Origin of the sequence: Streptomyces sp. CoH27 (assembly GCF_020181035.1) — a bacterium.
Classification (GTDB): domain Bacteria; phylum Actinomycetota; class Actinomycetes; order Streptomycetales; family Streptomycetaceae; genus Streptomyces; species Streptomyces camelliae.
Genome location: NZ_JAIQYY010000025.1, coordinates 103,586 through 125,630 on the forward strand (window position 1 = coordinate 103,586; position 22,045 = coordinate 125,630).

Genomic DNA, 22,045 nt, shown 5'->3' on the forward strand with positions numbered 1-22,045 from the left:
GGAACGGCCAGAAACGGGAACGGCCGGGAACGGCGGACGCCCGGGAATGGCGGACGCCCGGGGCCGGTGGGCTTGGAACGGCGGGTTCAGCGGGGTCTGCGACCGGGCCGGGCCACGACCAGGTGGGTCTGCGACCAGGCCGGGCCACGACCAGGTGGGTCTGCGGCCGGCCGGGTCTACGACCAGGTGGCGACCACGTACCCGACGCCGTACGGCGCGTCCTCGTACAGCAGCGCGCCGGTGAGGTCTGTGCCCTCGGCGGCGCCTGCCAGGACCTGCCAGGGGGCGCGGCCGGAAGCCTTCAGTTCGTACGCCAGCCCGGCGTCCAGCGCCTTCACGGCGGCCACGTCCGCCGCGCCCAGCGCCCGCGCGACCTCGGCGTCGAAGGGGGCCGCCCGCTCGTCCAGGTACCCCGGCGCCTTGAGCGTGCGGCACGCGCTTGCATCTCCCATCACCAGCAGGGCCACCCGCCCGGCCCGTACGCCGATCTCCCGGCCGGTGTCGACGCAGCGCTCGGGCTCCAGGGGTTCCCCGACGCCGAGCCCCTCGATCGGGGCGTCCGCCCAGCCGGTCCGCCCGAGCAGCCAGGCGGCGACGGCCAGCGAGGGCGGCAATGCGCGCGCGGGGACGGTGTCCGTGGCCGGGCCCAGCCGTACCTCCACGTCGACGCCGAAGCCGCGGAAGGAACCCGGGGTGCCCTGCGGAAACGGCCCGCGTCCGCTCTGCTCGGCGGGCCCGACGACCACCAGGAGGTCCGGACGGGCGGCGGCGAGCACACCGAGCGCGTCGGCACAGGCCGAGCGCGCGGCGTCCATCTCGGGAGCGGCGCCCGCGGCGACCTCGGGGACGAGCAGCGGAGGACAGGGACAGACTGCGGCGGCGACAAGCATGACCGGCAGGGTACGCCGCCGGACGGTCAGCAGGTGATCGGACCCGAGTCGCACTCCAGCTCGGCGAACCGCTCCCCGGCCTCCGCGCGCGTGCCGTCGATCCTGACCGCCAGTTCATACCCCTATGTCCGGATTGTCGACAAGTAGTCGGACCGGCACGGACGGCACGGAGACGGCACGGACGGGGTCGGACCGGACCGGCGGGAAGCAGTCCTGCCTGCCCGGAAGCAGTCGGGCCGGACCGGTCAGTCGCAGCCGCAGCCGCTTCCCGTGGCGGCCGGCAGCGGGGCCGGTACGCCGATCGTGGGCAGGCCCAGCATGACGCCCGCCGGCTTGGCGGCCTCGGCGGCGTTGCGCTTCTCCCAGGCGTCCCCCGCGCGCGTGCGGCGCACGGAGAGAACGGGGCCCTCGGCGAGGAGGTGGTGGGGAGCGGCGTACGTCACCTCGACCGTGACCACGTCACCGGGGCGCACCTCCTGCTCCGGCTTGGAGAAGTGGACCAGGCGGTTGTCGGGGGCACGGCCGGAGAGCCGATGCGTGGCGCCGTCCTTGCGGCCCTCACCCTCGGCGACCATCAGCTCCAGGGTGCGGCCGACCTGCTTCTTGTTCTCCTCCCAGGAGATCTCCTCCTGGAGGGCCACGAGCCGCTCGTAGCGCGCCTGGACGATCTCCTTGGGGATCTGGTTCTCCATGGTCGCGGCCGGGGTGCCGGGTCGCTTGGAGTACTGGAAGGTGAAGGCCTGCGCGAACCGGGCCTCGCGGACGACGTGCAGGGTCTGCTCGAAGTCCTCCTCGGTCTCGCCGGGGAAGCCCACGATGATGTCCGTCGTGATCGCCGCGTGCGGGATGGCGGCCCGCACCTTCTCGATGATCCCGAGGTAGCGCTCCTGCCGGTACGAGCGGCGCATCGCCTTCAGGACCGTGTCCGACCCGGACTGCAGCGGCATGTGCAGCTGCGGCATCACGTTCGGGGTCTCGGCCATGGCGGCGATGACGTCGTCGGTGAAGTCGCGGGGGTGCGGGGAGGTGAAGCGGACGCGCTCCAGGCCCTCGATCGTCCCGCAGGCGCGCAGCAGCTTGCTGAAGGCCTCGCGGTCGCCGATGTCGGAGCCGTACGCGTTGACGTTCTGCCCGAGCAGGGTGATCTCGCTGACGCCCTCGCCGACCAGGGCCTCGATCTCGGCGAGGATGTCGCCGGTGCGGCGGTCCTTCTCCTTGCCGCGCAGGGCCGGGACGATGCAGAAGGTGCAGGTGTTGTTGCAGCCGACGGAGATCGACACCCAGGCGGCGTAGGCGCTCTCGCGCCGGGTCGGCAAGGTGGAGGGGAAGGCCTCCAGGGACTCGGCGATCTCGACCTGCGCCTCCTCCTGCACGCGCGCGCGTTCCAGCAGGACCGGGAGCTTGCCGATGTTGTGCGTGCCGAAGACGACGTCCACCCAGGGCGCCTTCTTCACGATGGTGTCGCGGTCCTTCTGCGCGAGGCAGCCGCCGACCGCGATCTGCATGCCGGGGCGCGAGGCCTTCTTCGGTGCCAGCCGGCCGAGGTTGCCGTACAGCCGGTTGTCGGCGTTCTCGCGCACGGCGCATGTGTTGAAGACCACGACGTCGGCGTCGCCGTCGGAACCCTCCGGCGCACGCACGTACCCGGCCTCCTCCAGCAGCCCGGACAATCGCTCGGAATCGTGGACGTTCATCTGGCACCCGTAGGTGCGGATCTCGTACGTCATGGATGAACGAAGGTCCACTGCCCGGCTCCGGTCGCTGCTGCTGGTCATGGGTCAAGGGTAGGCGTTCCCGGAGACACCGATTGTCGCCCTCTTGGCGTAGCGCTGTCGCCACGGATGGTGGGGGCTGCGGCGAGCTGGTCGTCTCCCCTGTACGGGGGCCGGCTGAAGCAGCTCAACGATCTGTGGAGCGTTTCACGCGATTCGCCATCGAGATGGTGCGCGACCGGACCCTGGCGTCGGCGTAGTAGGCGTTGTCCACGGCCGCCCACCAGGTCTGCCGTCGCCGGTCGCCGGTTGCCGGTCACCGGTCACCGGTCACCGGCCGATCAGGCCCTGCGGTGTCGCCTCTTCGGCACGCGCCATCGGCTCTGAGACCTGGCATGGCCCACAGCCTCGATCAGAGGAGCAGGACGATTCGTCGAACAACTCCGGTTCGCCGCGGTCTGGCGATGGCCGGGATGCCCGGCCCTCAGTGGTGCCCCCGGAACTGGCGCGAGTATCCCGTGTCCGGAGAGCCCAGTCCGGCCGGCGCCGGGGTCTTCCACGGCTCTGCGTCGGCCTGGAGGCCTGCCCCCGTGGGAGCCGCGCTTCTTGCGGTTGGCAATCCGATCGCGCTTCTCAGGGATTGAGCAGCGGGTACGCGTCGGCGCAGCAGTGATCGCCACCGCTTGCGGACCAGCAACTGCACCGCCTGCGACCGGTGGCCGTTCATCGTGGTGCCCTCGGCCCGCACCGGCTCCGCAGGTCACCGCTTGATCCACTTCTGAAACACGCCCTGGTCGCCCTGCCGCCAGTCGATGTTGGTGATCCTGCGGTCAGCCACGAGTCGCTGCCGACCGCGAGCACACAGACTCAGGGTCGGCGGTGGCGGTGGCGGTGAGGCGCCGCACCGCCACCGCTCCGTCCCTGCCGATCGAGCGAGGCACAACCATGGCGCATCCCAAGAGCGACCTGTTCACCCGCGCTGTGGTCGGTGGCCTCTCCCCGCTGCTGAAGGCGGCGCCCGACGTGCGTCTCTGCGACACCATCTGCCCCCTCCCGGAACCATCGGGCAGCCCCCGCCCACGAGACGCCCGCGCATACCAGCGGCCCCTGGCTGCGCCTGTCGGCGAATCCTCCTGTCGAACCGGACCGACCGGGTCACCGGCGCCGTCCGGGACATCGACGGCGGCGGCGTGGCCGGACGCAACCGACCCCCTCGCAGGCACAGCCTGCCGCGGATGATCTCTGTCGGCCCCTTCAATAAGAGCTGTCACCGAACGGCAGCCGAACCGATGGAAGAGGGACGACCGTGGTCGAGCAGGACGAGCGATTCGATGTTGTCGTACTCGGAGCCGGGCCCGGCGGCTACGTCGCCGCTGTCCGCGCCGCCCAGCTGGGCAAACGCGTCGCCGTCGTCGAGGAAAAGTACTGGGGCGGCGTCTGTCTGAACGTGGGCTGCATCCCCACCAAGGCCCTGCTGCGCAACGCCGAACTCGCCCACATCTTCACCCGCGAGGCGAAGACCTTCGGCATCAAGGTCGACGGCCGCGTCTCCTTCGACTACGGCGAGGCCTACCGCCGCAGCCGCAAGGTCGCCGACGGCCGCGTCAGGGGTGTCCACTACCTGATGAAGAAGAACAAGATCACCGAGTACGAAGGCCGCGGCAGCTTCCTCGACCCGCACACCCTCCAGGTCACCGGCTACGACGGCGAGACCCGCACCCTCGGCTTCGACCACTGCGTCATCGCCACCGGCGCCACCCCCAGACTGCTCCCCGGAACGAAACGCAGCACGCGCGTAGTGACCTTCGAGGAACAGATCCTCGCCGAGGATCTGCCGCAGTCGATCGTCATCGCCGGAGCCGGTGCCATCGGCATCGAGTTCGCGTACGTCCTGCACAACTACGGCGTGAAGGTCACGGTCGTCGAGTTCCTGGACCGCGTCGCCCCGCTGGAGGACGCCGAGGTCTCCGCCGAACTCGCCCGCCAGTACCGCAAGCTGGGCATCGACGTCCTCACCTCCACCCGCGTCGACGCCATCGACGAGTCCGGGCCCCAGGTCCGCGTCACCGTCACCGGCAAGGACGGCACCCCGCAGGTCCTGGAGGCCGACAAGGTCCTCCAGGCGATCGGCTTCGCGCCCAACGTCACCGGCTACGGCCTGGAGAACACCGGTGTACGCGTCACCGAGCGCGGCGCCATCGACGTCGACGGCCGCTGCCGCACCTCCGTCCCGCACCTCTACGCCATCGGCGACGTCACCGCGAAGCTGATGCTCGCGCACGCCGCCGAAGCCATGGGCGTGATCGCCGCCGAGACGATCGCCGAGGCCGAGACCATGGAACTCGACTACGCGATGATCCCCCGCGCCACCTTCTGCCAGCCGCAGATCGCCAGCTTCGGCTACACCGAGGCCCAGGCCCGCGACCTCGGTTACGACGTCAAGGTCGCGACGTTCCCCTTCACCGCCAACGGCAAGTCCCACGGCCTCGGTGACACCACCGGCTTCGTCAAACTCATCAGCGACGCCACGTACGGCGAGCTGATCGGCGGTCACCTGATCGGCCCCGACGTCACCGAACTCCTCCCGGAACTAACCCTGGCCCAGCAGTGGGACCTCACCGTCCACGAGGTCGCCCGTAACGTCCACGCCCACCCCACTCTGAGCGAGGCCGTGAAAGAGGCCTTGCACGGCCTGGCCGGCCACATGATCAACATGTGAGCCGCCGGCGTGGCCGCGCCGCGGCCCTGGTCCGGCCGGGTAGCGCCCTCTGACGCGCAGTCGGTCCGTTACCTCGGCTCCCGCACCAGGTGGACGAGCGCGGGGGCGTGGTCGTCCGCGGCCAGGTCCAGCGGCAGTCCGTGGGTGAGGAGCACGGTGCCGTGGTGCACGGCGCCGGTCGCGGTGTGGTGGCCAGGCCGTCGTCGATCATGGCCCAGGGGTTGGCCTGGTGGCTGGTGGTACCGCGGCGGCTGACGGTGACCGTCTCGCCGTACGGCAGCAGGGTGCGGTGCAGCCGGGTCTCGGCCGACCACAGGCGTAGGGGGCGAGGGCCGTGGCCGCCCGCGTGCTCAGCCTGCCTGTCCGGGTACGCAGGCCGGAGCTCACGGCCCGCTGCCGCATCGCGGTGATGTACCGCGATCGACGCTCTGGGACGATGAACCGCATGAACGAGGAAGCCATTCCGATCCTGCACGTCGCGGATGCCGCCGCGGCGGCTGTCTGGTACGAGCGGCTGGGCTTCACCCTGCAGTGGGAGCACCGTTTCGAGCCCGGACTGCCGGCCTTCGTCGAAGTCGCCCGCGGCGGCGTCCGCCTGTTCCTGTCCGAGCACCGGGGCGACGCCCGGCCGGACACGCTCGTGTATCTCCGGGTCCGTGATGTCGACGCCGTTGCCACCGAGTTCGGCGTCCCTGTGCGCGACGCGCCCTGGGCCCGTGAGATCGAACTCCACGACCTCGACGGCAACCGACTTCGTATCGGTACACCGAGCGGGTGACACCGCGCGGGTGACACCGAGGCAGCCTTCTGAACGACGGCTCGGCGGCGGTCCGGACCGGCCGGCCTGCGGCTGGCGCGGCGCGGCGAGGGCCGCCCGCCCGCCTGATGATCAAGCACGGACAGTTCGCCCCGGAGAGTTCACCCCGGACGGCTCGTGGTCGGCGCCTTCGCCCCTCCCACAACACTTGCGAGAGCCCCCGTGCCGGCTGCCCGACCTCCTGTGTACAGCGGGGGTGGATGAACCGCTCGGCGCCCAGGCGGGGGCGGGCGGAGCGGCTGCGCGTCCCGCCGGCCGACGGCACACCGTGGCGGCCCAGGCATGCCCGCCCCTGACGGCGCCCGTGTCGAAGGGTTCGGCACGTCCGCCCTCGGCCGTCTCGCGTCCGGAAGCGCAGGCCGCGATCCGGACGTCACGGCCACACGGGCTCCGAGATCTCCGCCCGCAGGGGTTCGAGGATCTCGTTCGCCCGCTTGCGGCCCTCCTGTGAGCCGAGGTCCGGGATGCCCCGGTCGGCCAGCGCCTGCAGCGGGCCGCCGTCGCCGTGTTCGCAGCGGTCGTGGAAGAGGACCATCGCGAACTGGGACCGGTTGCGCCGCGACTCCCACATCAGCCCCATCGCGTCCGGTGCCTGCGCCCGGATCTCGCTCGACCAGCGCCGAGACCGGGCGTAGTTGCTCTCGTCCTCAAGCAGCGTGGAGTCCTGGCAGACGGCGGCCAGGTCCTTGCCGTCGACCAGGGAGACCAGGGTCAGCTCGTACCGGGTGCGCAGGGCGCTCAGCGAGCGCTGCCAGACCGTGCGGTACGGGATCGTCCGCTTGCTGTGCGGCCGTTCGAAGGGCCGGGAGCGCAGCACGCTCTCCGCGAGGGCGGTGAGCGCGGTGTCCGCCAGATACAGGCTGTGGTAGGGATCCAGCACCGTGCCCTCGAAGCGGCCGCCGTCGAAGTGGATGTCCGCGAGCCGTGGGTTGAACTGGTCCGGGGCGTACGTGGAGTGGTGCACCCGCCACAACTCCGTGCCCGCCGGGATGACGTGGCGGTTGGGCCGCAGCTCCAGGTCGATCATGGGAAAGAATCCGCTCATCATTCCCCCTCCGCCAGTGCACCGGCCGCGCCCACCAACCGGTGATCGGGCAGCCGGCCGAGCAGCGACGCCGGAGTACCTCCCAGCCAGGTGTTGACACTGAGCCACCAGGCCGCCGCACCCCAGGGGTCGATCTCCGCGAGCAGCAGCCGGTTGACCTCCAGCACGACCTCGTACGGCGTGCCGTCGCCCTCGGCGAACTGGAACTCCGGGTAGCGCACGCCGCCCCGGACGTCCCGGAGCCTGATCAGCTCGGGCGGCGGCGGCCCCCCGCAGCGCACCCGCGCCTCGTCGGCCGACAGACCGGGCGCCTGCCGCAGTCGCTCCAACTCCGGGTCGGCACGGACTGGTTGAGGATCCGTGGCTTCGTACGGCGGTGACGTGAGCCGGAGCCGGGCCAGCAGGTCCTGTGCGCTTGCCACGGTCTGCGGTCCCGGTGGCGCAGCGACCAGCCGTACGGAGTCCAGCGCCACGTGCACCGGATGGTTCACCGGCAGCTCCAGCAACGACAGGCGGACCCGCTGGAGGGTCCGGCGCACCTCCCGGTCGTCGTCCGGCTCCGTTCCGGCGAGCGCCGCGAGGCGGGTGAGCAGCAGCGCGTACTGCTCGTCGGCCAAGGCCTCGCGAATGCTGTCCCGGTGAGTACCGATCAGGGCGAGCAGCCGCTCCGCCGCCCCCGCGTCGCCGTCGTTCACACCGAGTCCTTTCGCCACCCTCGCCGCCCTGCGATCCCCGCCACTATGCCCACCCCTCGGAGCCGAAAGCGGCGGGTCCGCGCAACTGCCGGGTCAGCGCCCGGAATCCGCCCCGGACACGCCCAGGTCCGCCCGCATCTCGCGCCGCATCCGCCGCAGCCGGCCCCACTGAGCCTCTATGCCCGCCCGTACGGCGTCCGGCGCGTCCCCTGCGCGCGGGGCGCCCTCGTCGAGCCGGCGCACCATGCCGTACACCACGCCCAGCTCGTGGCTGAGGTCGCCTGCGAGGTCGAGCACCGGCTCCGGCAGCCGCATCTGCGCCTCCGCGTACACGTCCCGGTACTGGTCGCGCGCCTCGGCCAGCCGCTGCCGTACGACCCGGGCCTCGTCGCCCCGGCCCAGGGCGTGCATCTGGTCGGTGAGCGCGGCCAGATACTGCCGGGCGGAGGTGTTGAGGGCGACGTAGCACGAACGCAGTTCCCGGGTGTGAGCGCGCCGCTCGCGCACCCGCTCGGCGTGCTCCAGTTCGCGCCGGTGGCCGCGGTCGGCCGCGCGCTGGGTCAGCAGCGCGGACAACAGCGTCCCGACGACTCCGACGACCGCTACGGCCACCGACGCGGTCGCTCCTCCGATGTCCACACCGTCTCCCTCCGCTCCCCCGGCTCCGCGTCACCGTTCCCCGTCACCGCCGCCCCTTCACCAGCGAAGCAGCAGCCACCGGGCCGGCGGAACTCCCGGCCCGGCCCCCGCCCGGTGTCCGCCCGGGCGACGCCCGCGAGGCCGGGGCGACGGGCGCGCTCCGGTCGAATACTGGGCGCGGTGCGGGAGCTGACGGAAAGGCGGATGCGAAGGGGGTCGGTCCGGGGCCATCCTGTGACCACGGGGGACGAGGGGCCGGCGGGAACCAGGTGTTCCCGCCGGCCCGGTGCCCACCCGTGTCCCTCAGCGTCTCCTGTCCGTCCGGATCTGCTCCCTCGGCCTGCCCGACCCCGACGAGGAACCGATCGCCCTGCGGAAACCCGGTGGAGCCGACGCGCCCGCTGTGCCTAAGGTCGCGGGATGAGTACACGTACCTTCCGGATCACCGTCCGCGGCGCTTTCGACGGCCTCTCCGAGGCGCAGCGGGCCGCCCTGCTGGCCGACGCCGCCGAGCACGACGTGCTGCAAGCCGCCTTCACCCCCGAGGGCACCCTCACCTACGACATCGCCGCCCGCCCCGCCTTCGTCTTCCGCTTCTCCGACACCGGCGAGGAAGAGGAGGACATTCTGGAGGCGACCGAGCGGGCCGAGGAGTCGGCGAAGGCCTGGCTGACCGAACGGGGCTACGGCTTCAAGCATCTGCGCTCCAGCGCCGAGGACCTCTCCCAGGCCCCGCTGAGCAAGCGCCAGCGGCGCGCGGCGCGTTTCGACGGGGCATAAACTTGAGTACTCAAGGATGCAGCAATGAGCACTCAAGGATGTGGAGTCCTCAAGGATGCGACCAGGAGCGCCGGCCCGGAGCAGGCGGTGAGCGGCGGCGATGAGTGACACCCTCGACGCGGCCCTGCGACTGGTCAGGGCACAGACGGCGCTCGTACGACGCTTCGACACCCGGTTGAGCGGGCTGCACGGAGTCAGCCTCGCCGACTTCACCCTGCTGCTGCGGCTGGGGCAGGCGCCGGGCGGCCGTATGCGCCGGGTCGACCTCGCCGAGGCCCTGGGTCTGACCGCCTCCGGGGTCACACGCGGGCTGGCTCCGCTGGAGCGGATCGGGCTGGTGACGCGCGAGCCGGACGCCCGGGACGCGCGCGTGGCGTACGCGTCGCTGACCACGACGGGCCGGCAGCGGCTGACGGAGATGTGCGCCACGGCCGAGGAGACCGCCGCCGAGGTCTTCGCGGCGCCGGCCTGGAGCGCCGAGGACGTCGCGCAGCTGTCACACCTGCTGACCCGGCTCGGCGGCACCGGCCTCGACGGCCGCTGAGTTCCGCTGGGTCACGGCGGGGGGCCGTCCGCGTTCGGACGGCGGCCCTCAACACCGCGACGCCCTGGCCGACTTCGGCCAGCGATGGCCCGAACTCGCCGTGTCACAGCTCACGTTCAGGTGTGACCGGATGGCGAGGGAACCGTGCGGACGGCGTGGGATGCTCATGGCTCGACATCGAGTTACCGGCCGGTTCTACTTCCGAGTAGCCCGCCCGCCGGTATCTCTCTGCCACCCCCCACTTCATACAGGACCGACCTTGCGCAGACGCATGAGGCACAGGCGCGCCCTGCTGCCTTCCTTCGCCGTGACCACGCTCTTCCTCGCCGCGGCCTGCTCCTCGGCCGCACCGCACACCGAGTCGCCCACGACCGCCGGACCCGGACCGCGGGTCACCGCAGGCGACCGCACCGCCGACGGCGCGGACCGCTCGCTCACCGTCGCCGCCGCTCCGGCCACCGCCCCGACCGCCGCGGCGGGTCCGCCGGGCACCGGGCGGCGGGCACACCGGACCACACTCACCGTCAGCTCGTACGACAGCCGCACAGGACGGGCCGTACTCTCCAACGGGCCGTCGCACCAGGAGACTTCACATACCGGGACTTCACGTACCGGAAGTTCACACACCACCCCTTCCCCCGCTTCTTCCCCTTCCCCATCCCCTTCCGGCACCTCCTCCGCGGTCCCGCACCGGGCCGCCGTGGGCGATGTGATCGCCAGCGCGCCCGCGCCCGGCGCGCCGCACGGGCTGCTCGCCAAGGTCACCAAGGTGCTCGGCGCGTCGGCCCGTGGCACGGAGGTGCAGACGGAACCGGCCACACTGAACGCGCTGCTCGGCGACGGCACCGCGAAGGGCGCCGTGCCGGTCGACCCCTCGTCCTTCGCCGTCGACAAGCTGCTCCCCGATGTGAAGGTGTCCTGGGCGAAGGCCGGTGACCTGCGGGTCGGCCCCGAGGGCGCGACCGTGCCCCTCGGCAGCCTCCGGCTCGACGTGCGCGCCGAGGTGCCGACGGCCGAGGGCACCCCGACCTCGGCGAGCGCTTCGGTGCGCGGCTTCGTCCAGGTCGCCCCGCGGGTCGACTTCGCCTACGGCGGCACCAGGGCCGACGCGACGCCCGGCTCGGCGTACCTGGGGGTCTCCGGCACATGGACCTCCGGCTGGGAGGTCGCAGGCCGGGCCACCGCGAGCACCGGCTCCCCGCTGCGGATCCCGTTCGCCAGGCTGCACGCCGACCCCGTCCTCCAGGTCGGCCCTGTCCCGGTCGTCGTCGACCTCGACCTGACCTGCTACATCCAGATCAGCGGCGACGGGCGGGCCACCGTCGACGTCGAGCAGAGCCTGCGGGGCACCTTCACGGCGGGCGGCGCCTTCGGAACGTCCAGGGGCTGGACGCCGGTCAGCTCGTCCGACATGACCAGCACCCCCGTCCACGCCTCCGTCAGCACCGCCGGAAGCCTGAAGACCGCCCTCGGCGCCGAGGCCTCGATCGGCCTCTACGGCACCGTCGGCGTCACCGCCGACCTGGCCCCGTACCTGCGCGGCGAAGCCTCCGGCACGGTCTCCGGCTCCGTCGGCGCGGCCCCCGGCTCCTCCCGCGCCGGCCGGGCGAAGGACGAAACGGCCGGGGCGGCCTGGGGGGTGTACGGCGGGGTCGACCTGTCCGGGACCCTGCGGCTGCAGCTGTCCGTCTTCGGCACCCCGGTCGTCCACCGGGACATCCCGCTCGGCGCCCTGCACCGCGAGTGGAAGCTGGCGGGCGGCACGCTCTGACCGAGCGGACCGGAAGCCGCTCCATCCGATCTGTCCGACCTATCCGATCTGTTCTCCGATCTGTCCAAGGGGGCCGGAACCGTCCCGACGGGCCGCCGGCATCCAGCCCTGGCCGCGCAGTACGGCCGACACGTCCGGGGCCCGGTAGTGCTCCCCCTTGAGCACCTTGCCGTCGGCCCGGCGGGCGACCTGTCCGTCCGGGCCGAGCTTGCTCATGTTGGCCCGGTGGATCTCGGCGATCACCTGATCGAGGTCGATGCCGTGGACGAGGGCCGTGCCGTAGGCCACGTAGACCACGTCCGCCAGTTCGTGCGCGAGCTTGTCCAGCGGGCCCTCGACCGCGACCTCGGCGACCTCCGCGGCCTCCTCGGCGAGCAGTTCCCCGCGGTGCGCGGCCAGTTCGGGGTCCACCTCCGTCGGCGTGCTGCGGGCGTCGAGACCGAAGGCGAGGTGGAATTCGCGGACGAAGTCGGCGGGCGAAGTGCTCATGCGACGACTGTAACGACCGCCACTGACAACGCCCCGGCCTCTTTCCGGCTCCGGAGTGACCTCGGCCCTGGTCAGCGCCGTGCCTCGGCTGGCAGGATCGCCGCATGTCGAAGGTGTTCCCCTGGCTCGGCAGGCGCCGGGCGCTGCCGGTCGCGGCCGCCGGAGCCGTGGTGCTCGGGCTGCTGCTGTGGTGGTTGCTGCCCTTGGGCGAGAAGCCGCCGAGCGGCACGATCGTCTTCAGCACGGGTACCGCCTCGGGGGTCTACCAGGAGTACGGCGAGCGGCTGCGCAGCGAGCTGGCCAAGGACATGCCCGGGCTGAAGGTGAAGCTGCTCAACAGTGCCGGTTCGCAGGAGAACGTGCAGCGGGTGGCGACCGGCAAGGCCGACTTCACCATCGCGGCGGCGGACGCCGTGGAGAGGTACGAGCTGGAGCACGGCAGCGGCGCCGGGCGGCTGCGCGGGGTGGCCCGGCTCTACGACGACTACGCGCATCTCATCGTGCGGAGCGGCTCGGACATCAGGAGCGTGGCGGACCTGCGGCACAAGCGGGTGGCGACCGGGCTGCCCCACTCCGGGGTACGGCTGATCGCCGACCGCGTGCTCAGGGCCGCCGGCATCGACCCGCACAAGGACGTCACCCCGGTCGCGGACGGCATCGACACCGGGCCCGAGCAGCTGCGCGAGAACAAGATCGACGCGTTCTTCTGGTCGGGCGGGCTGCCCACCAAGGGGCTGATGCCGCTGGCGCAGAAGTCCGCCTTCATGTTCGTGCCGATCGACAACGACCTCGTCACCAAGCTGCACAGCGCGGGCCAGGAGACCCGCTACTACCGGGCCACCAACATCCCCGAGTCGGCGTATCCGGCTGTACAGCACGGCACCGAGGTGCCGACGATCGCGGTCTCCAACATCCTGATGACCCGCACGGACGTGGACCCCCGGCTCACCGAGTGGGTGACCCGCACGGTGATCAAGAGCCGCGACGGCATCGGCGCCCACGTCCACTCCGCCCAGCTGGTGGACCTGCGCACCGCGATCTACACCGACCCACTGCCCCTGCAGGAGGGCGCCCGCCGCTATTACCGCTCGGTGAAGCCGTAACCGCCGGGCGGACGGGATCCCGTCGAGTCCGGCCGGACCCGCCCGGTCTGGGCGGCCAGCAGTCGCCGGTCCCCGCTGCCACGGCCTGTGCGGGAACGCTTCCCACTCGGCCGAGCCACCCTCGGCACCCGGACCCCGCTTCCCCGCCGCCTCTCACCGTTCCCCGTACCGCGGCACCGTCACCGTCACCCGCAGCCCGCCCGGCTCATGGTGGCCGTAATCGATCGACCCGCCGCCTGCCGCGAGCAACGCGCGCGTGATGGACAGGCCGAGGCCCGAGCCCTTGATGTTCTGGTGGCGGCCGCTGCGCCAGAAGCGGTCGCCCACGCGGGCGAGTTCCTCGTCGGTCAGGCCGGGGCCGGTGTCGGTCACCACGACCGTGGAGGTGTCACCGTCGGCGGCCACGGTGACCGCCACCGTGCCGCCCTCGGGGGTGAACTTCACGGCGTTGTCGATCACGGCGTCCAGGGCGCTGGACAGGGTGATCGGGTCGGCCCAGGCCGTCGTGGGCGGGCAGTCACCCGTCAGCCGGACGCCCTTGGCATCGGCGGCCGGGGCCCAGGCCGCCAGCCGCTCCTCGGCCAGCGCCCCGACGTCGGTCACGCTCAGGTCCGCCTCGGCGTGCTCGGCCAGCGCCAGGTCGAGCAGGTCGTCCAGGACCTGGGCGAGGCGCTTGCCCTCGGTGCGGACCGAGGCGATCTCCTCGTTGCCCTCGGGGAGTTCGAGGGCGAGCAGCTCGATGCGCAGCAGCAGCGCCGAGAGCGGGTTGCGCAGCTGGTGCGAGGCGTCGGCGACGAAGGCGCGCTGCTGCTCCAGCACGTTCTCGACGTTGTCCGCCATCTCGTTGAACGACCGGGCCAGCCGTCTGAGTTCCGGCGGCCCGCCGGCCGCCGCGACCCGGGACTTCAGCCGCCCGGTGGCGATGTCGTGCGTGGTGGCGTCCAGCACCCGCACCGGCCTGAGCACCCAGCCGGTCAGCCGCAGCGCAGCCCCCACGGCCAGCAGCATGGCCGCGCTCTCACCGGCCCCGATGAGCAGCCAGCTGTGCAGGGTCCGGGAGCGCATCTGCCCGGTGGGCGAGTCGGTGACCACGACCGCGACGACGTCCCCGTCCCGGATCACCGGCGAGGCGACGATCAGCCGGCTGCGCTGCCAGGGCCACACCTGCCGCGGATCATGGCTGCGCCGGCTGAGCAGCGCCTCGTCGAACGCCTCCCGGACTTCCCCCGCCTGCGGTACGAACCAGTCGTCGGGGGCGTTGGCCATCCCCGAGCCGTTGCGGTAGAAGACGCCCGCGCGGATGCCGTAGACGCCGTAGTAGCTGTCGAGTTCACTGCGCAGGGCCTCCAGCCGCTCGTCCATGCCCGTACGGCGGGAACCGCTGGGGCTGTCGGTGACGAACTGGGCGAGTGCGGCGAAGCGTGCCGTGTCGTCGATCCGGTCGACGACGACCTTCTGCTGCTGGGCGGCGGCCACGCTGACGGCGAGCGGGACGCCGAGGGCGAGGAGGACGGCCGCCATCAGGACGAAGAGCAGCGGCAGCAGACGTGTGCGCACCCGGCCCCGCTAGGCGGCCGGCGCGACGAGCCGGTAGCCGACGCCGCGTACGGTCTCGATCAGCGCGGGCATGCGCAGCTTGGCGCGCAGCGAGGCGACGTGCACCTCCAAGGTGCGGCCGGTGCCCTCCCAGCTGGTGCGCCAGACCTCGCTGATGATCTGCTCCCGCCGGAAGACGACACCCGGGCGCTGCGCGAGCAGGGCGAGCAGGTCGAACTCCTTGCGGGTCAGCTGGACGGTCGTACCGTCCACGGTGACCTGGCGGGTGGGCAGCTCGATGCGGACGGGGCCGAGCAGCAGCGAGCTGTCGCCGCCGGAGCCCGCGTCCTCGTGGGCGGTGCGCCGGCTGACGGCGTGGATCCGGGCGAGCAGCTCCCCGGTGTCGTACGGCTTCACGACGTAGTCGTCGGCGCCCAGGTTGAGCCCGTGGATGCGGGAGCGCACGTCGGAGCGCGCGGTGACCATGATCACCGGGGTGCTGGTGCGTTTGCGGATCTTGCCGCAGACCTCGTAGCCGTCCTGGTCGGGCAGGCCCAGGTCGAGCAGGACTACGCCGAAACCGTCGTGTTCGGGAACGAGCGCCTGGAGGGCCTCCTCGCCGCTACGCGCGTGCGTGACGTCGAATCCGTGCCGGGCGAGTACGGCGGACAGGGCCGCGGCGACGTGGTTGTCGTCCTCGACGAGCAGCAGTCTCAACCCGGCCCCCTCCGGTTCAGCGGTCGTACGGTCTTGGTTTCCGTGCGTCTTGTAACGCACGCGCGCGTGTGCACCATGGCAGTGACGCCGATGGAGAAGGACGGCGTCAAGAGGGTTCCGGTTGCCCGCCGCTTCCGTTATCCGGCCGATACGCACTGGCGCGACAAGTGCTACGACACGTGTCCGTCTGCTACCGGATCGTGATGCTCAGATCTCCCTCAGATGTGATGACGCAGGTCACAGCCTCTCACTACTGTCCTCCGAAACCGAGCAGGACGGAGCCCGAGAGCGATGACCGAAGCAGCGCTGACCAAGGAAGACACGGTCACGTCCGACGAACTGGTCGTCCTGAAGAGCGTCAACAAGCACTTCGGCGCGTTGCATGTGCTCCAGGACATCGACCTGACGATCGCCCGCGGCGAGGTCGTCGTGGTCATCGGGCCCTCCGGGTCCGGAAAGTCGACCCTGTGCCGCACGATCAACCGCCTGGAGACGATCGACTCGGGCACCATCACCATCGACGGCAAGCCGCTGCCCCAGGAGGGCAAGGAGCTGGCCCGGCTGCGGGCCGACGTCGGGATGGTGTTCCAGTCCTTCAACCTCTTCGCGCACAAGACCGTGCTCGAAAACGTGATGCTGGGCCAGCTCAAGGTCCGCAAGGTGGAGAAGAAGCAGGCCGAGGAGAAGGCCCGGGCGCTGCTCGACCGGGTCGGGGTGGGCACCCAGGCCGACAAGTACCCCGCCCAGCTGTCCGGCGGCCAGCAGCAGCGCGTGGCGATCGCGCGGGCGCTGGCGATGGACCCGAAGGTCATGCTCTTCGACGAGCCGACCTCGGCCCTCGACCCCGAGATGATCAACGAGGTCCTTGAGGTCATGCAGCAGCTGGCCCGTGAGGGCATGACGATGATCGTCGTCACCCACGAGATGGGGTTCGCACGCTCGGCCGCGAACCGGGTGGTCTTCATGGCCGACGGCCGGATCGTCGAAGAGGCCGCGCCCGAGCAGTTCTTCAGCAACCCGCGCAGCGACCGGGCCAAGGACTTCCTGTCCAAGATCCTGCACCACTGACGGCGCCGTCGGCCCGGCTCCGCGCACCGCGGGCCGCCTTCCTGACGGACCTCGACCCTCACCATTTTCGAAGGATGTTCAGCATGAAGCTCCGCAAGGTCACCGCCGCCTCGGCCGTCACCCTCGCCCTCGCCCTGTCCGCCACCGCCTGCGGCGGCGGCAAGAAGAACGACAGCGGTTCCTCCGGCGGCGGCAAGACCATCGCCATCGGTATCAAGTTCGACCAGCCGGGCCTCGGCCAGAAGACCCCGCAGGGCTACGCGGGCTTCGACGTCGACGTCGCCACCTATGTCGCCAAGAAGCTCGGTTACAGCGCCGATCAGATCGAGTGGAAGGAGTCGAAGAGCGCCGACCGCGAGACCATGCTGCAGCGCGGTGACGTCGACTTCATCGCCGCCACCTACTCGATCACCCCGAAGCGTGAGGCGAAGGTCGACTTCGCCGGCCCGTACCTGCTGGCCCACCAGGACGTGCTGGTGCGTGCGGACGACGACTCCATCAAGTCGCCGGCCGACCTGAACAACAAGAAGCTGTGCTCGGTGACCGGCTCGACCTCGGCGCAGAACGTGCACGACAAGCTGGCCCCCAAGGCGCAGCTCCAGCAGTACCCGACCTACTCCGCGTGCCTGACCGGTCTGCAGAGCAAGGCGATCGACGCCCTGACCACGGACGACTCGATCCTCGCCGGATACGCCTCCCAGGCCCAGTTCAAGGGCAAGTTCAAGCTCGGCGGCTTCAAGATGACGAACGAGAACTACGGCATCGGCGTCAAGAAGGGGAGCCCCCTCAAGGACAAGATCAACAAGGCTCTTGAGGAGATGGTCTCCGACGGTTCCTGGGAGGCGGCCGTGAAGAAGTACTTCGGCCCGGCCGACTACAAGAACGAGCCCGCCCCGAAGATCGGCGACATCAAGAGCTGAGGCAGGGCCCGGCCGGTGCGCCGCTCGCGACGGCGGCGCACCGGGGGCATCCCTACACGCGGAAGCGCGGGAGATCGTGTTCGACTTTCTTGACAAGTACGACGTGCTGGGCGCCTTCTGGACGACAGTGCAGCTCACGCTGCTGTCGGCCGTGGGCTCCCTGGTCTGGGGCACTCTGCTGGCCGCCATGCGGGTGGGCCCGGTGCCGCTGATGCGCGGTTTCGGCACCGCCTACGTGAACATCGTGCGGAACATCCCGCTCACGGTGATCATCCTCTTCGCCTCGCTCGGCCTGAGCAACACGCTGGGCGTCACGATGGGCTCGGACAAGGTCGACACGACCAACTTCCGGCTGGCCGTGCTGGGTCTGATCGTCTACACGTCGGCCTTCGTGTGCGAGGCGATCCGCGCCGGCATCAACACGGTGCCGGTCGGCCAGGCGGAGGCAGCGCGGGCCATCGGCCTGAGCTTCACCCAAGTGCTGGGCCTGGTCGTCCTTCCGCAGGCCTTCCGCGCGGCCGTCGGCCCGCTGGCCAACGTGCTGATCGCGTTGACGAAGAACACGACGGTGGCGGCCGCGATCGGCGTGGCGGAAGCGGCGCTCCTGATGAAGCAGATGGTGGAGAACGAGGCACAGCTGCTGGCGATCTCCGCGGTCATCGCCTTCGGGTTCTGCTGCCTGACGCTGCCGACCGGTCTGATCCTCGGCTGGGTGGGCAAGAAGGTGGCGGTGAAGCGATGAGTTCGGTCCTGTACGACGCCCAGGGGCCGCGCGCCAAGCGGCGCAACATCCTCTACACGGCGGTCTTCCTGATCGCCCTGGCGGCCCTCGGGTGGTGGGTGTACACCTCCCTCGACGACAAGGGCCAGCTGGACTGGGCACTGTGGAAGCCGTTCTTCAGCGGCACCGAGGCCTACTCGACGTACATCTGGCCCGGGCTGCAGAACACGTTGAAGGCCGCCGCGCTGGCCATGGTCATCGCGCTGCCCCTGGGTGCCGTTCTCGGCATCGCCAGGCTCTCGGACCACGTGTGGGTGCGGATACCGGCGACGGTCGTGGTCGAGTTCTTCCGCGCGATCCCGGTGCTGGTCCTGATGATCTTCGGGATCGCGCTGTACAGCCAGTACACCAACGTCAGTTCCGACGACCGTCCGCTGTACGCGGTTGTCACCGGTCTGGTGCTGTACAACGCGTCGGTGCTCGCGGAGATCGTCCGCGCGGGCATCCTCGCTCTGCCGAGGGGCCAGTCCGAGGCGGCCCTGGCGATCGGCCTGCGCAAGGGGCAGCTGATGCGGCTCATCCTGCTGCCGCAGGCGGTCACCACGATGCTCCCGGCGATCGTCAGCCAGCTCGTCGTGATCGTGAAGGACACCGCGCTCGGCGGTGCGGTCCTCACCTTCCCCGAACTTCTCTCGTCGGCCAACACGATGAGCGGCTACTACGGTGCCAACGTCATCGCGTCCTTCACGGTGGTGGCCGTGATCTTCGTGATCATCAACTTCTCGCTCACCTCGTTCGCGAGCTGGCTGGAGGGCCGGCTGCGGCGGGGCAAGAAGTCGACCGGGGCGGTACTGGGGGCGCAGGACGTGGCGGACATCGCGGGTACGGCGGCGACCGGCGCCGAGCGCTGACACTCGTTCAAGCCCGAATGCATCACCCGGAGGCAGTGGCATGATCGCCACTGCCTCCGGTCGCTTGACGCAAACTCTGCCAATGGGTTGCATACGTTCTGTGATCGTGCACCCCGCTTCACCTTCTTGTTCACCGTCATCCGTCAAGGCACCGCTGCGGGCAGGGGGCGCCACGCCGTGGACCCGGTGATCGTCGTCGGAGCGGGGCCCGTCGGGCTGACGCTCGCCCTGGCGCTGGCCCGCCAGGAGGTGCCGTCCGTCGTGCTGGACGAGGGCCCCGGCAAGGACGAACCCCGCCCGGCGCGCACCGTCGTGCTGCGCGAGGACACGGCCGCCCTGCAGGAGCGGCTGACCGGGGTCGCGCTCGGTGACCACGGTGTGCGCTGGGCCGGATGGCGGTCCCTCAGGCGCAAGCAGGTGATGAGCGAGGTCGACTTCACCGAGGCGGACCGCGCCGCCCCGCTGCACATCGCCCAGCACGTCCTCACCGCCGCCCTGCGCGCGGCCGTCGCCGACGAGCCGTTGGTGAGAATGGCCGTGGACAGCCGTCTGGACGCGATCGAGCAGGACCGTTCCGGCATCACGGCTCACACCCGTGGCCCCAAGGGAACCTGGTGGCGCGGCAGTTACCTGGTCGGCTGCGACGGCCCCCGCTCCACCGTGCGCAAACTCCTGGACATCCGCTTCCCGGGCCGTACGGCGGTGGAGCGGCACGCGGTCGCCGCGCTGCGCGCGGAACTTCCGTGGGAGGGCCAGGCGTTGCTCCATCGGATGCCGCCATGGCGGCAGTCCGGGCCCTCGGCCGGGGAGGTGACCGCCCGCCCCCTCCCGGACGGCGTGTGGCGCCTGGACTGGCTGCTGCCGCCCGGCAAGGACCTGGTCACGCCCGAGATCCTGGTGGCCCGGATCCGCGAGACCCTCGCGGGCTGGACCGACGGCACCACACCGCCGTACGACCTGCTGGACACCGGTGTCCACACGGTGCACCACCGGCTGGCGCGACGGTGGCGCGCGGGCCGGGTCTTCCTCGCCGGGGACGCGGCCCATCTGCTCGGCGCGCTCGGCACCCAGGGGCTCGACGAGGGTCTGCGGGACGCCGACAACCTCGCCTGGAAACTGGCCCCGGCCTGGCACCACGGGCACCACGAGGCGCTGCTGGACAGCTATCAGACCGAGCGGCGCGCGGTGGTCGCCGCCCGGCTGCGCGCCGCCGACCAGGTGCTGCCGGGCTTGCGCGGCGGAGGCGGGCTGCGTCACATCGTCCCGGGTGCGGCCCGTGGCCATGACGCGCTGCTCACCGACGGCCACCTGGGGCGCGGGCCGCTCGGCGCGCCGGGGGCGTACGCCGGCTCGCCGCTCGCGCCCCGCGATCTGGAGGGCGAGATCCCGGTCGACACCGCGCCCGGCGCGCCGGTCACCGACGTCCGGGTCACCGCGGAGGACGGCTCGTTCGTCCGGCTGCGCGACCGGCTCGGCCGGGGCGCCCTGCTCGTCGTCCTGATCGCGCCGGGCACCGGCGTGTGGGACCGCAAGCACTGGGTGTCCGCGGGTGTGATGCCCCGCCTGGCGGCCGCGGTGACCGCACTGCCGCACCGGGCCGAGTTGCTGGTCGCCGAGGAGTACCCGGGTGCGCCGGCGCACAGCGTGCTGCTCGTGCGCCCCGACGGCCACCTGGTCACGGCGCTGAGCGGAGTCCGCCCGGCCGACCTGTACGCGGCGGCGGAGGTGGCGGTGGGCGGCGCGGTGGAGGAGAGGGCGCAAGCCGCCTCCAGCGCGCGCTGACCCGCACTCCGGTCACGCTCTGTCCGGATGGTGACGGTGAGTTGACCGGAGTGCACGCGCATGCTGTACTCCGGACCATGACCGACACCTGCGTGCGCCTGTGGCGGAGGGTCCACATGGACCTCGTCCGCTACGCAGGCTGCGTGTGTCGTCCGTCCTGCTGAATTCGCACCCTCTTCCCTTTCCGGGCGCCGTCGCGCGCTCGTTTCCGCGAACTTCCAGGACGGTGTACGTGTCTGTCTCCCCTGCCCCCGCGTCCCCTGCCGTCGGCTCCGCGCCGCCCACGCAGGCGGACCTCTTCGACTTCGTCCGGCGTACGGCAGCCGACGCCGAGCTGATCGCCTCCCTCCCGCTCGACCCGGAGGGCCGCACCTGGGTGCGGCTGGAGGGGCCGGGCGGCAGCGAGGCCTGGCTGATCGGCTGGCCGCCCGGCACCGGCACCGGCTGGCACGACCACGCCGAGTCGGTCGGCGCGTTTCTCACGGCCTCCGGCGAACTCAAGGAGAACTCGCTCGCCGCCCGCCTGCCGACCGACGGCTGGCGGACCCTGGAACTCACCGAGGGTGTCGACCGCGCCCGCCGCCTGCCCGCAGGCCAGGGCCGTGCCTTCGGCCGCCACCACGTCCACGAGGTCCTCAACGAGTCCCGCACCGAGCACGCCGTCTCCGTCCACGCCTACTACCCGCCCCTGCCCCGCATCCGCCGCTACAGCCGCACGGGCCAGGTGCTGCGTCTGGAGCAGGTGGAGCGGCCGGAGGACTGGCAGTGAGCGGGACCAACGGTCGGACGCCGGTCGGCATCGACGCGTTGCTGGAGCGGGTGCGCGCGGGCTACCAGCGCATCGATGTACAGGAGGCGCACGAGGCGGCGCACACCGGTGCGGCGCTGCTGGTGGACATCCGGTACGCGGCCCTGCGCGAACGCGACGGCGTGATCCCCGGCGCACTCGTCATCGAGCGCAACGAACTGGAATGGCGCCTCGATCCGCAGGGCAGCCACCGCGCCCCCGAGGCCACCGGCCACGACCTGCGCATCGTGGTGATCTGCAACGAGGGCTACGCCTCCAGCCTCGCCGCCGCCTCCCTCCACCAACTGGGCCTCCACCGGGCGACGGACCTGGTGGGCGGCTTCCAGGCCTGGCGGGCGGCGGGGCTGCCGGTGGAACCGGCGACGTGAGCAAGGGCCG

22 protein-coding genes and 1 pseudogene are annotated in these 22,045 nt (G+C 71.5%); 14 read left to right on the forward strand and 9 right to left on the reverse strand.

From position 1 onward, the window contains the following. Positions 1-176 precede the first annotated feature (176 nt). Positions 177-890, reverse strand: a complete 714-nt coding sequence (locus LE548_RS34975; protein ID WP_225101051.1) for a class III extradiol dioxygenase subunit B-like domain-containing protein — start codon at positions 888-890, stop codon at positions 177-179. A gap of 245 nt (positions 891-1,135) precedes the next feature. Further along, a complete protein-coding gene (gene miaB, locus LE548_RS34980; RefSeq protein ID WP_225101052.1) occupies positions 1,136-2,665 on the reverse strand; it encodes a tRNA (N6-isopentenyl adenosine(37)-C2)-methylthiotransferase MiaB in 1,530 nt (509 codons plus the stop codon). Between the two features lie 1,243 nt (positions 2,666-3,908). On the opposite strand from miaB, the gene lpdA reads away from it, so the two are divergent. Then, entirely contained in the window at positions 3,909-5,321 is a 1,413-nt protein-coding gene (gene lpdA / locus LE548_RS34985) for a dihydrolipoyl dehydrogenase (protein WP_225101053.1), read from the forward strand. A 247-nt stretch (positions 5,322-5,568) separates the two neighbouring features. Here lpdA and LE548_RS46685 read toward each other — a convergent pair. Beyond that, positions 5,569-5,862: pseudogene (locus LE548_RS46685) on the reverse strand (hypothetical protein); the annotation flags it as partial. Between LE548_RS46685 and LE548_RS34995 the strand changes: the two are divergent. Then, positions 5,767-6,099, forward strand: a complete 333-nt coding sequence (locus tag LE548_RS34995) for a glyoxalase superfamily protein (protein WP_225101054.1) — start codon at positions 5,767-5,769, stop codon at positions 6,097-6,099. The pseudogene LE548_RS46685 and the gene LE548_RS34995 sit on opposite strands and share 96 nt — an antisense overlap. 412 nt (positions 6,100-6,511) lie before the next feature. Here LE548_RS34995 and LE548_RS35000 read toward each other — a convergent pair whose 3' ends face one another. The 3 genes from LE548_RS35000 to LE548_RS35010 form a co-directional block, all read right to left on the reverse strand. Then, positions 6,512-7,183: an RES family NAD+ phosphorylase gene (locus LE548_RS35000; RefSeq protein WP_225101055.1), complete on the reverse strand. Its 672-nt coding sequence runs from the start codon at positions 7,181-7,183 to the stop codon at positions 6,512-6,514. Beyond that, positions 7,183-7,878 (reverse strand): hypothetical protein, encoded by a 696-nt coding sequence (locus LE548_RS35005; protein ID WP_225101056.1) that lies wholly within the window; start codon positions 7,876-7,878, stop codon positions 7,183-7,185. The genes LE548_RS35000 and LE548_RS35005 overlap by 1 nt, the downstream gene beginning before the upstream one ends. A 93-nt stretch (positions 7,879-7,971) precedes the next feature. Continuing rightward, entirely contained in the window at positions 7,972-8,517 is a 546-nt protein-coding gene (locus LE548_RS35010) for a hypothetical protein (protein WP_225101057.1), read from the reverse strand. A 420-nt stretch (positions 8,518-8,937) separates the two neighbouring features. On the opposite strand from LE548_RS35010, the gene LE548_RS35015 reads away from it, so the two are divergent. The 3 genes from LE548_RS35015 (at position 8,938) to LE548_RS35025 (ending at position 11,612) form a co-directional block, all read left to right on the forward strand. Beyond that, positions 8,938-9,297 carry a DUF6204 family protein gene (locus tag LE548_RS35015; RefSeq protein WP_225101058.1) on the forward strand — a complete coding sequence of 120 codons (360 nt, stop codon included), beginning with the start codon at positions 8,938-8,940 and terminating at the stop codon, positions 9,295-9,297. A gap of 100 nt (positions 9,298-9,397) precedes the next feature. Continuing rightward, positions 9,398-9,841, forward strand: coding sequence for a MarR family winged helix-turn-helix transcriptional regulator (locus LE548_RS35020; protein ID WP_225101059.1), 444 nt, complete (start codon positions 9,398-9,400; stop codon positions 9,839-9,841). Between the two features lie 271 nt (positions 9,842-10,112). After that, a complete protein-coding gene (locus tag LE548_RS35025) occupies positions 10,113-11,612 on the forward strand; it encodes a hypothetical protein (RefSeq protein ID WP_225101060.1) in 1,500 nt (499 codons plus the stop codon). Positions 11,613-11,651: 39 nt separating this feature from the next. Here the strand turns inward: LE548_RS35025 and LE548_RS35030 are convergent, their stop codons facing one another. Continuing rightward, a complete protein-coding gene (locus tag LE548_RS35030) occupies positions 11,652-12,101 on the reverse strand; it encodes a MazG nucleotide pyrophosphohydrolase domain-containing protein (RefSeq protein ID WP_225101061.1) in 450 nt (149 codons plus the stop codon). Positions 12,102-12,205: 104 nt separating this feature from the next. Here LE548_RS35030 and LE548_RS35035 point away from each other — a divergent pair, with 104 nt between their 5' ends. Further along, entirely contained in the window at positions 12,206-13,204 is a 999-nt protein-coding gene (locus LE548_RS35035; protein ID WP_225101062.1) for a TAXI family TRAP transporter solute-binding subunit, read from the forward strand. Positions 13,205-13,357: 153 nt separating this feature from the next. On the opposite strand, the gene LE548_RS35040 is transcribed toward LE548_RS35035, so the two are convergent. Together LE548_RS35040 and LE548_RS35045 are read right to left on the reverse strand one after the other, a co-directional pair. Continuing rightward, a complete protein-coding gene (locus tag LE548_RS35040) occupies positions 13,358-14,761 on the reverse strand; it encodes a HAMP domain-containing sensor histidine kinase (protein WP_225101063.1) in 1,404 nt (467 codons plus the stop codon). Positions 14,762-14,770: 9 nt separating this feature from the next. After that, the gene (locus tag LE548_RS35045; protein WP_225101064.1) at positions 14,771-15,457 is read right to left on the reverse strand and encodes a response regulator transcription factor; all 687 of its coding nucleotides are present in this window, start codon (positions 15,455-15,457) and stop codon (positions 14,771-14,773) included. A gap of 291 nt (positions 15,458-15,748) precedes the next feature. On the opposite strand from LE548_RS35045, the gene LE548_RS35050 reads away from it, so the two are divergent. The 8 genes from LE548_RS35050 (at position 15,749) to LE548_RS35080 (ending at position 22,035) form a co-directional block, all read left to right on the forward strand. Next, entirely contained in the window at positions 15,749-16,525 is a 777-nt protein-coding gene (locus LE548_RS35050) for an amino acid ABC transporter ATP-binding protein (protein ID WP_270081273.1), read from the forward strand. A gap of 83 nt (positions 16,526-16,608) precedes the next feature. Beyond that, a complete protein-coding gene (locus tag LE548_RS35055) occupies positions 16,609-17,445 on the forward strand; it encodes a glutamate ABC transporter substrate-binding protein (protein ID WP_225101065.1) in 837 nt (278 codons plus the stop codon). A 76-nt stretch (positions 17,446-17,521) separates the two neighbouring features. Beyond that, positions 17,522-18,187 carry an amino acid ABC transporter permease gene (locus LE548_RS35060; RefSeq protein ID WP_225101066.1) on the forward strand — a complete coding sequence of 222 codons (666 nt, stop codon included), beginning with the start codon at positions 17,522-17,524 and terminating at the stop codon, positions 18,185-18,187. Beyond that, entirely contained in the window at positions 18,184-19,077 is an 894-nt protein-coding gene (locus LE548_RS35065; RefSeq protein WP_225101067.1) for an amino acid ABC transporter permease, read from the forward strand. The genes LE548_RS35060 and LE548_RS35065 overlap by 4 nt, the downstream gene beginning before the upstream one ends. Positions 19,078-19,254: 177 nt before the next feature. Then, entirely contained in the window at positions 19,255-20,859 is a 1,605-nt protein-coding gene (locus LE548_RS35070) for an FAD-dependent monooxygenase (protein ID WP_225101068.1), read from the forward strand. A 116-nt stretch (positions 20,860-20,975) separates the two neighbouring features. Continuing rightward, the gene (locus LE548_RS46690; protein WP_309506048.1) at positions 20,976-21,023 is read left to right on the forward strand and encodes a hypothetical protein; all 48 of its coding nucleotides are present in this window, start codon (positions 20,976-20,978) and stop codon (positions 21,021-21,023) included. Between the two features lie 68 nt (positions 21,024-21,091). Next, positions 21,092-21,628 (forward strand): cysteine dioxygenase, encoded by a 537-nt coding sequence (locus tag LE548_RS35075; protein ID WP_225101069.1) that lies wholly within the window; start codon positions 21,092-21,094, stop codon positions 21,626-21,628. Beyond that, the gene (locus LE548_RS35080; RefSeq protein WP_225101070.1) at positions 21,625-22,035 is read left to right on the forward strand and encodes a rhodanese-like domain-containing protein; all 411 of its coding nucleotides are present in this window, start codon (positions 21,625-21,627) and stop codon (positions 22,033-22,035) included. The genes LE548_RS35075 and LE548_RS35080 overlap by 4 nt, the downstream gene beginning before the upstream one ends. The last annotated feature ends 10 nt before the right edge of the window (positions 22,036-22,045 follow it).

Bases quoted from the DNA above. Each gene is read 5' to 3' on its own strand.
- LE548_RS35065 (WP_225101067.1), top strand. From the start codon at position 18,184: ATGAGTTCGGTCCTGTACGACGCCCAGGGGCCGCGCGCCAAGCGGCGC.
- LE548_RS35000 (WP_225101055.1), bottom strand. From the start codon at position 7,183: ATGAGCGGATTCTTTCCCATGATCGACCTGGAGCTGCGGCCCAACCGC.
- miaB (WP_225101052.1), bottom strand. From the start codon at position 2,665: ATGACCAGCAGCAGCGACCGGAGCCGGGCAGTGGACCTTCGTTCATCC.
- LE548_RS35015 (WP_225101058.1), top strand. From the start codon at position 8,938: ATGAGTACACGTACCTTCCGGATCACCGTCCGCGGCGCTTTCGACGGC.
- LE548_RS35020 (WP_225101059.1), top strand. From the start codon at position 9,398: ATGAGTGACACCCTCGACGCGGCCCTGCGACTGGTCAGGGCACAGACG.
- LE548_RS35055 (WP_225101065.1), top strand. From the start codon at position 16,609: ATGAAGCTCCGCAAGGTCACCGCCGCCTCGGCCGTCACCCTCGCCCTC.
- LE548_RS34995 (WP_225101054.1), top strand. From the start codon at position 5,767: ATGAACGAGGAAGCCATTCCGATCCTGCACGTCGCGGATGCCGCCGCG.
- LE548_RS35030 (WP_225101061.1), bottom strand. From the start codon at position 12,101: ATGAGCACTTCGCCCGCCGACTTCGTCCGCGAATTCCACCTCGCCTTC.
- LE548_RS35050 (WP_270081273.1), top strand. From the start codon at position 15,749: ATGACCGAAGCAGCGCTGACCAAGGAAGACACGGTCACGTCCGACGAA.
- LE548_RS34975 (WP_225101051.1), bottom strand. From the start codon at position 890: ATGCTTGTCGCCGCCGCAGTCTGTCCCTGTCCTCCGCTGCTCGTCCCC.
- LE548_RS35025 (WP_225101060.1), top strand. From the start codon at position 10,113: ATGAGGCACAGGCGCGCCCTGCTGCCTTCCTTCGCCGTGACCACGCTC.
- LE548_RS35035 (WP_225101062.1), top strand. From the start codon at position 12,206: ATGTCGAAGGTGTTCCCCTGGCTCGGCAGGCGCCGGGCGCTGCCGGTC.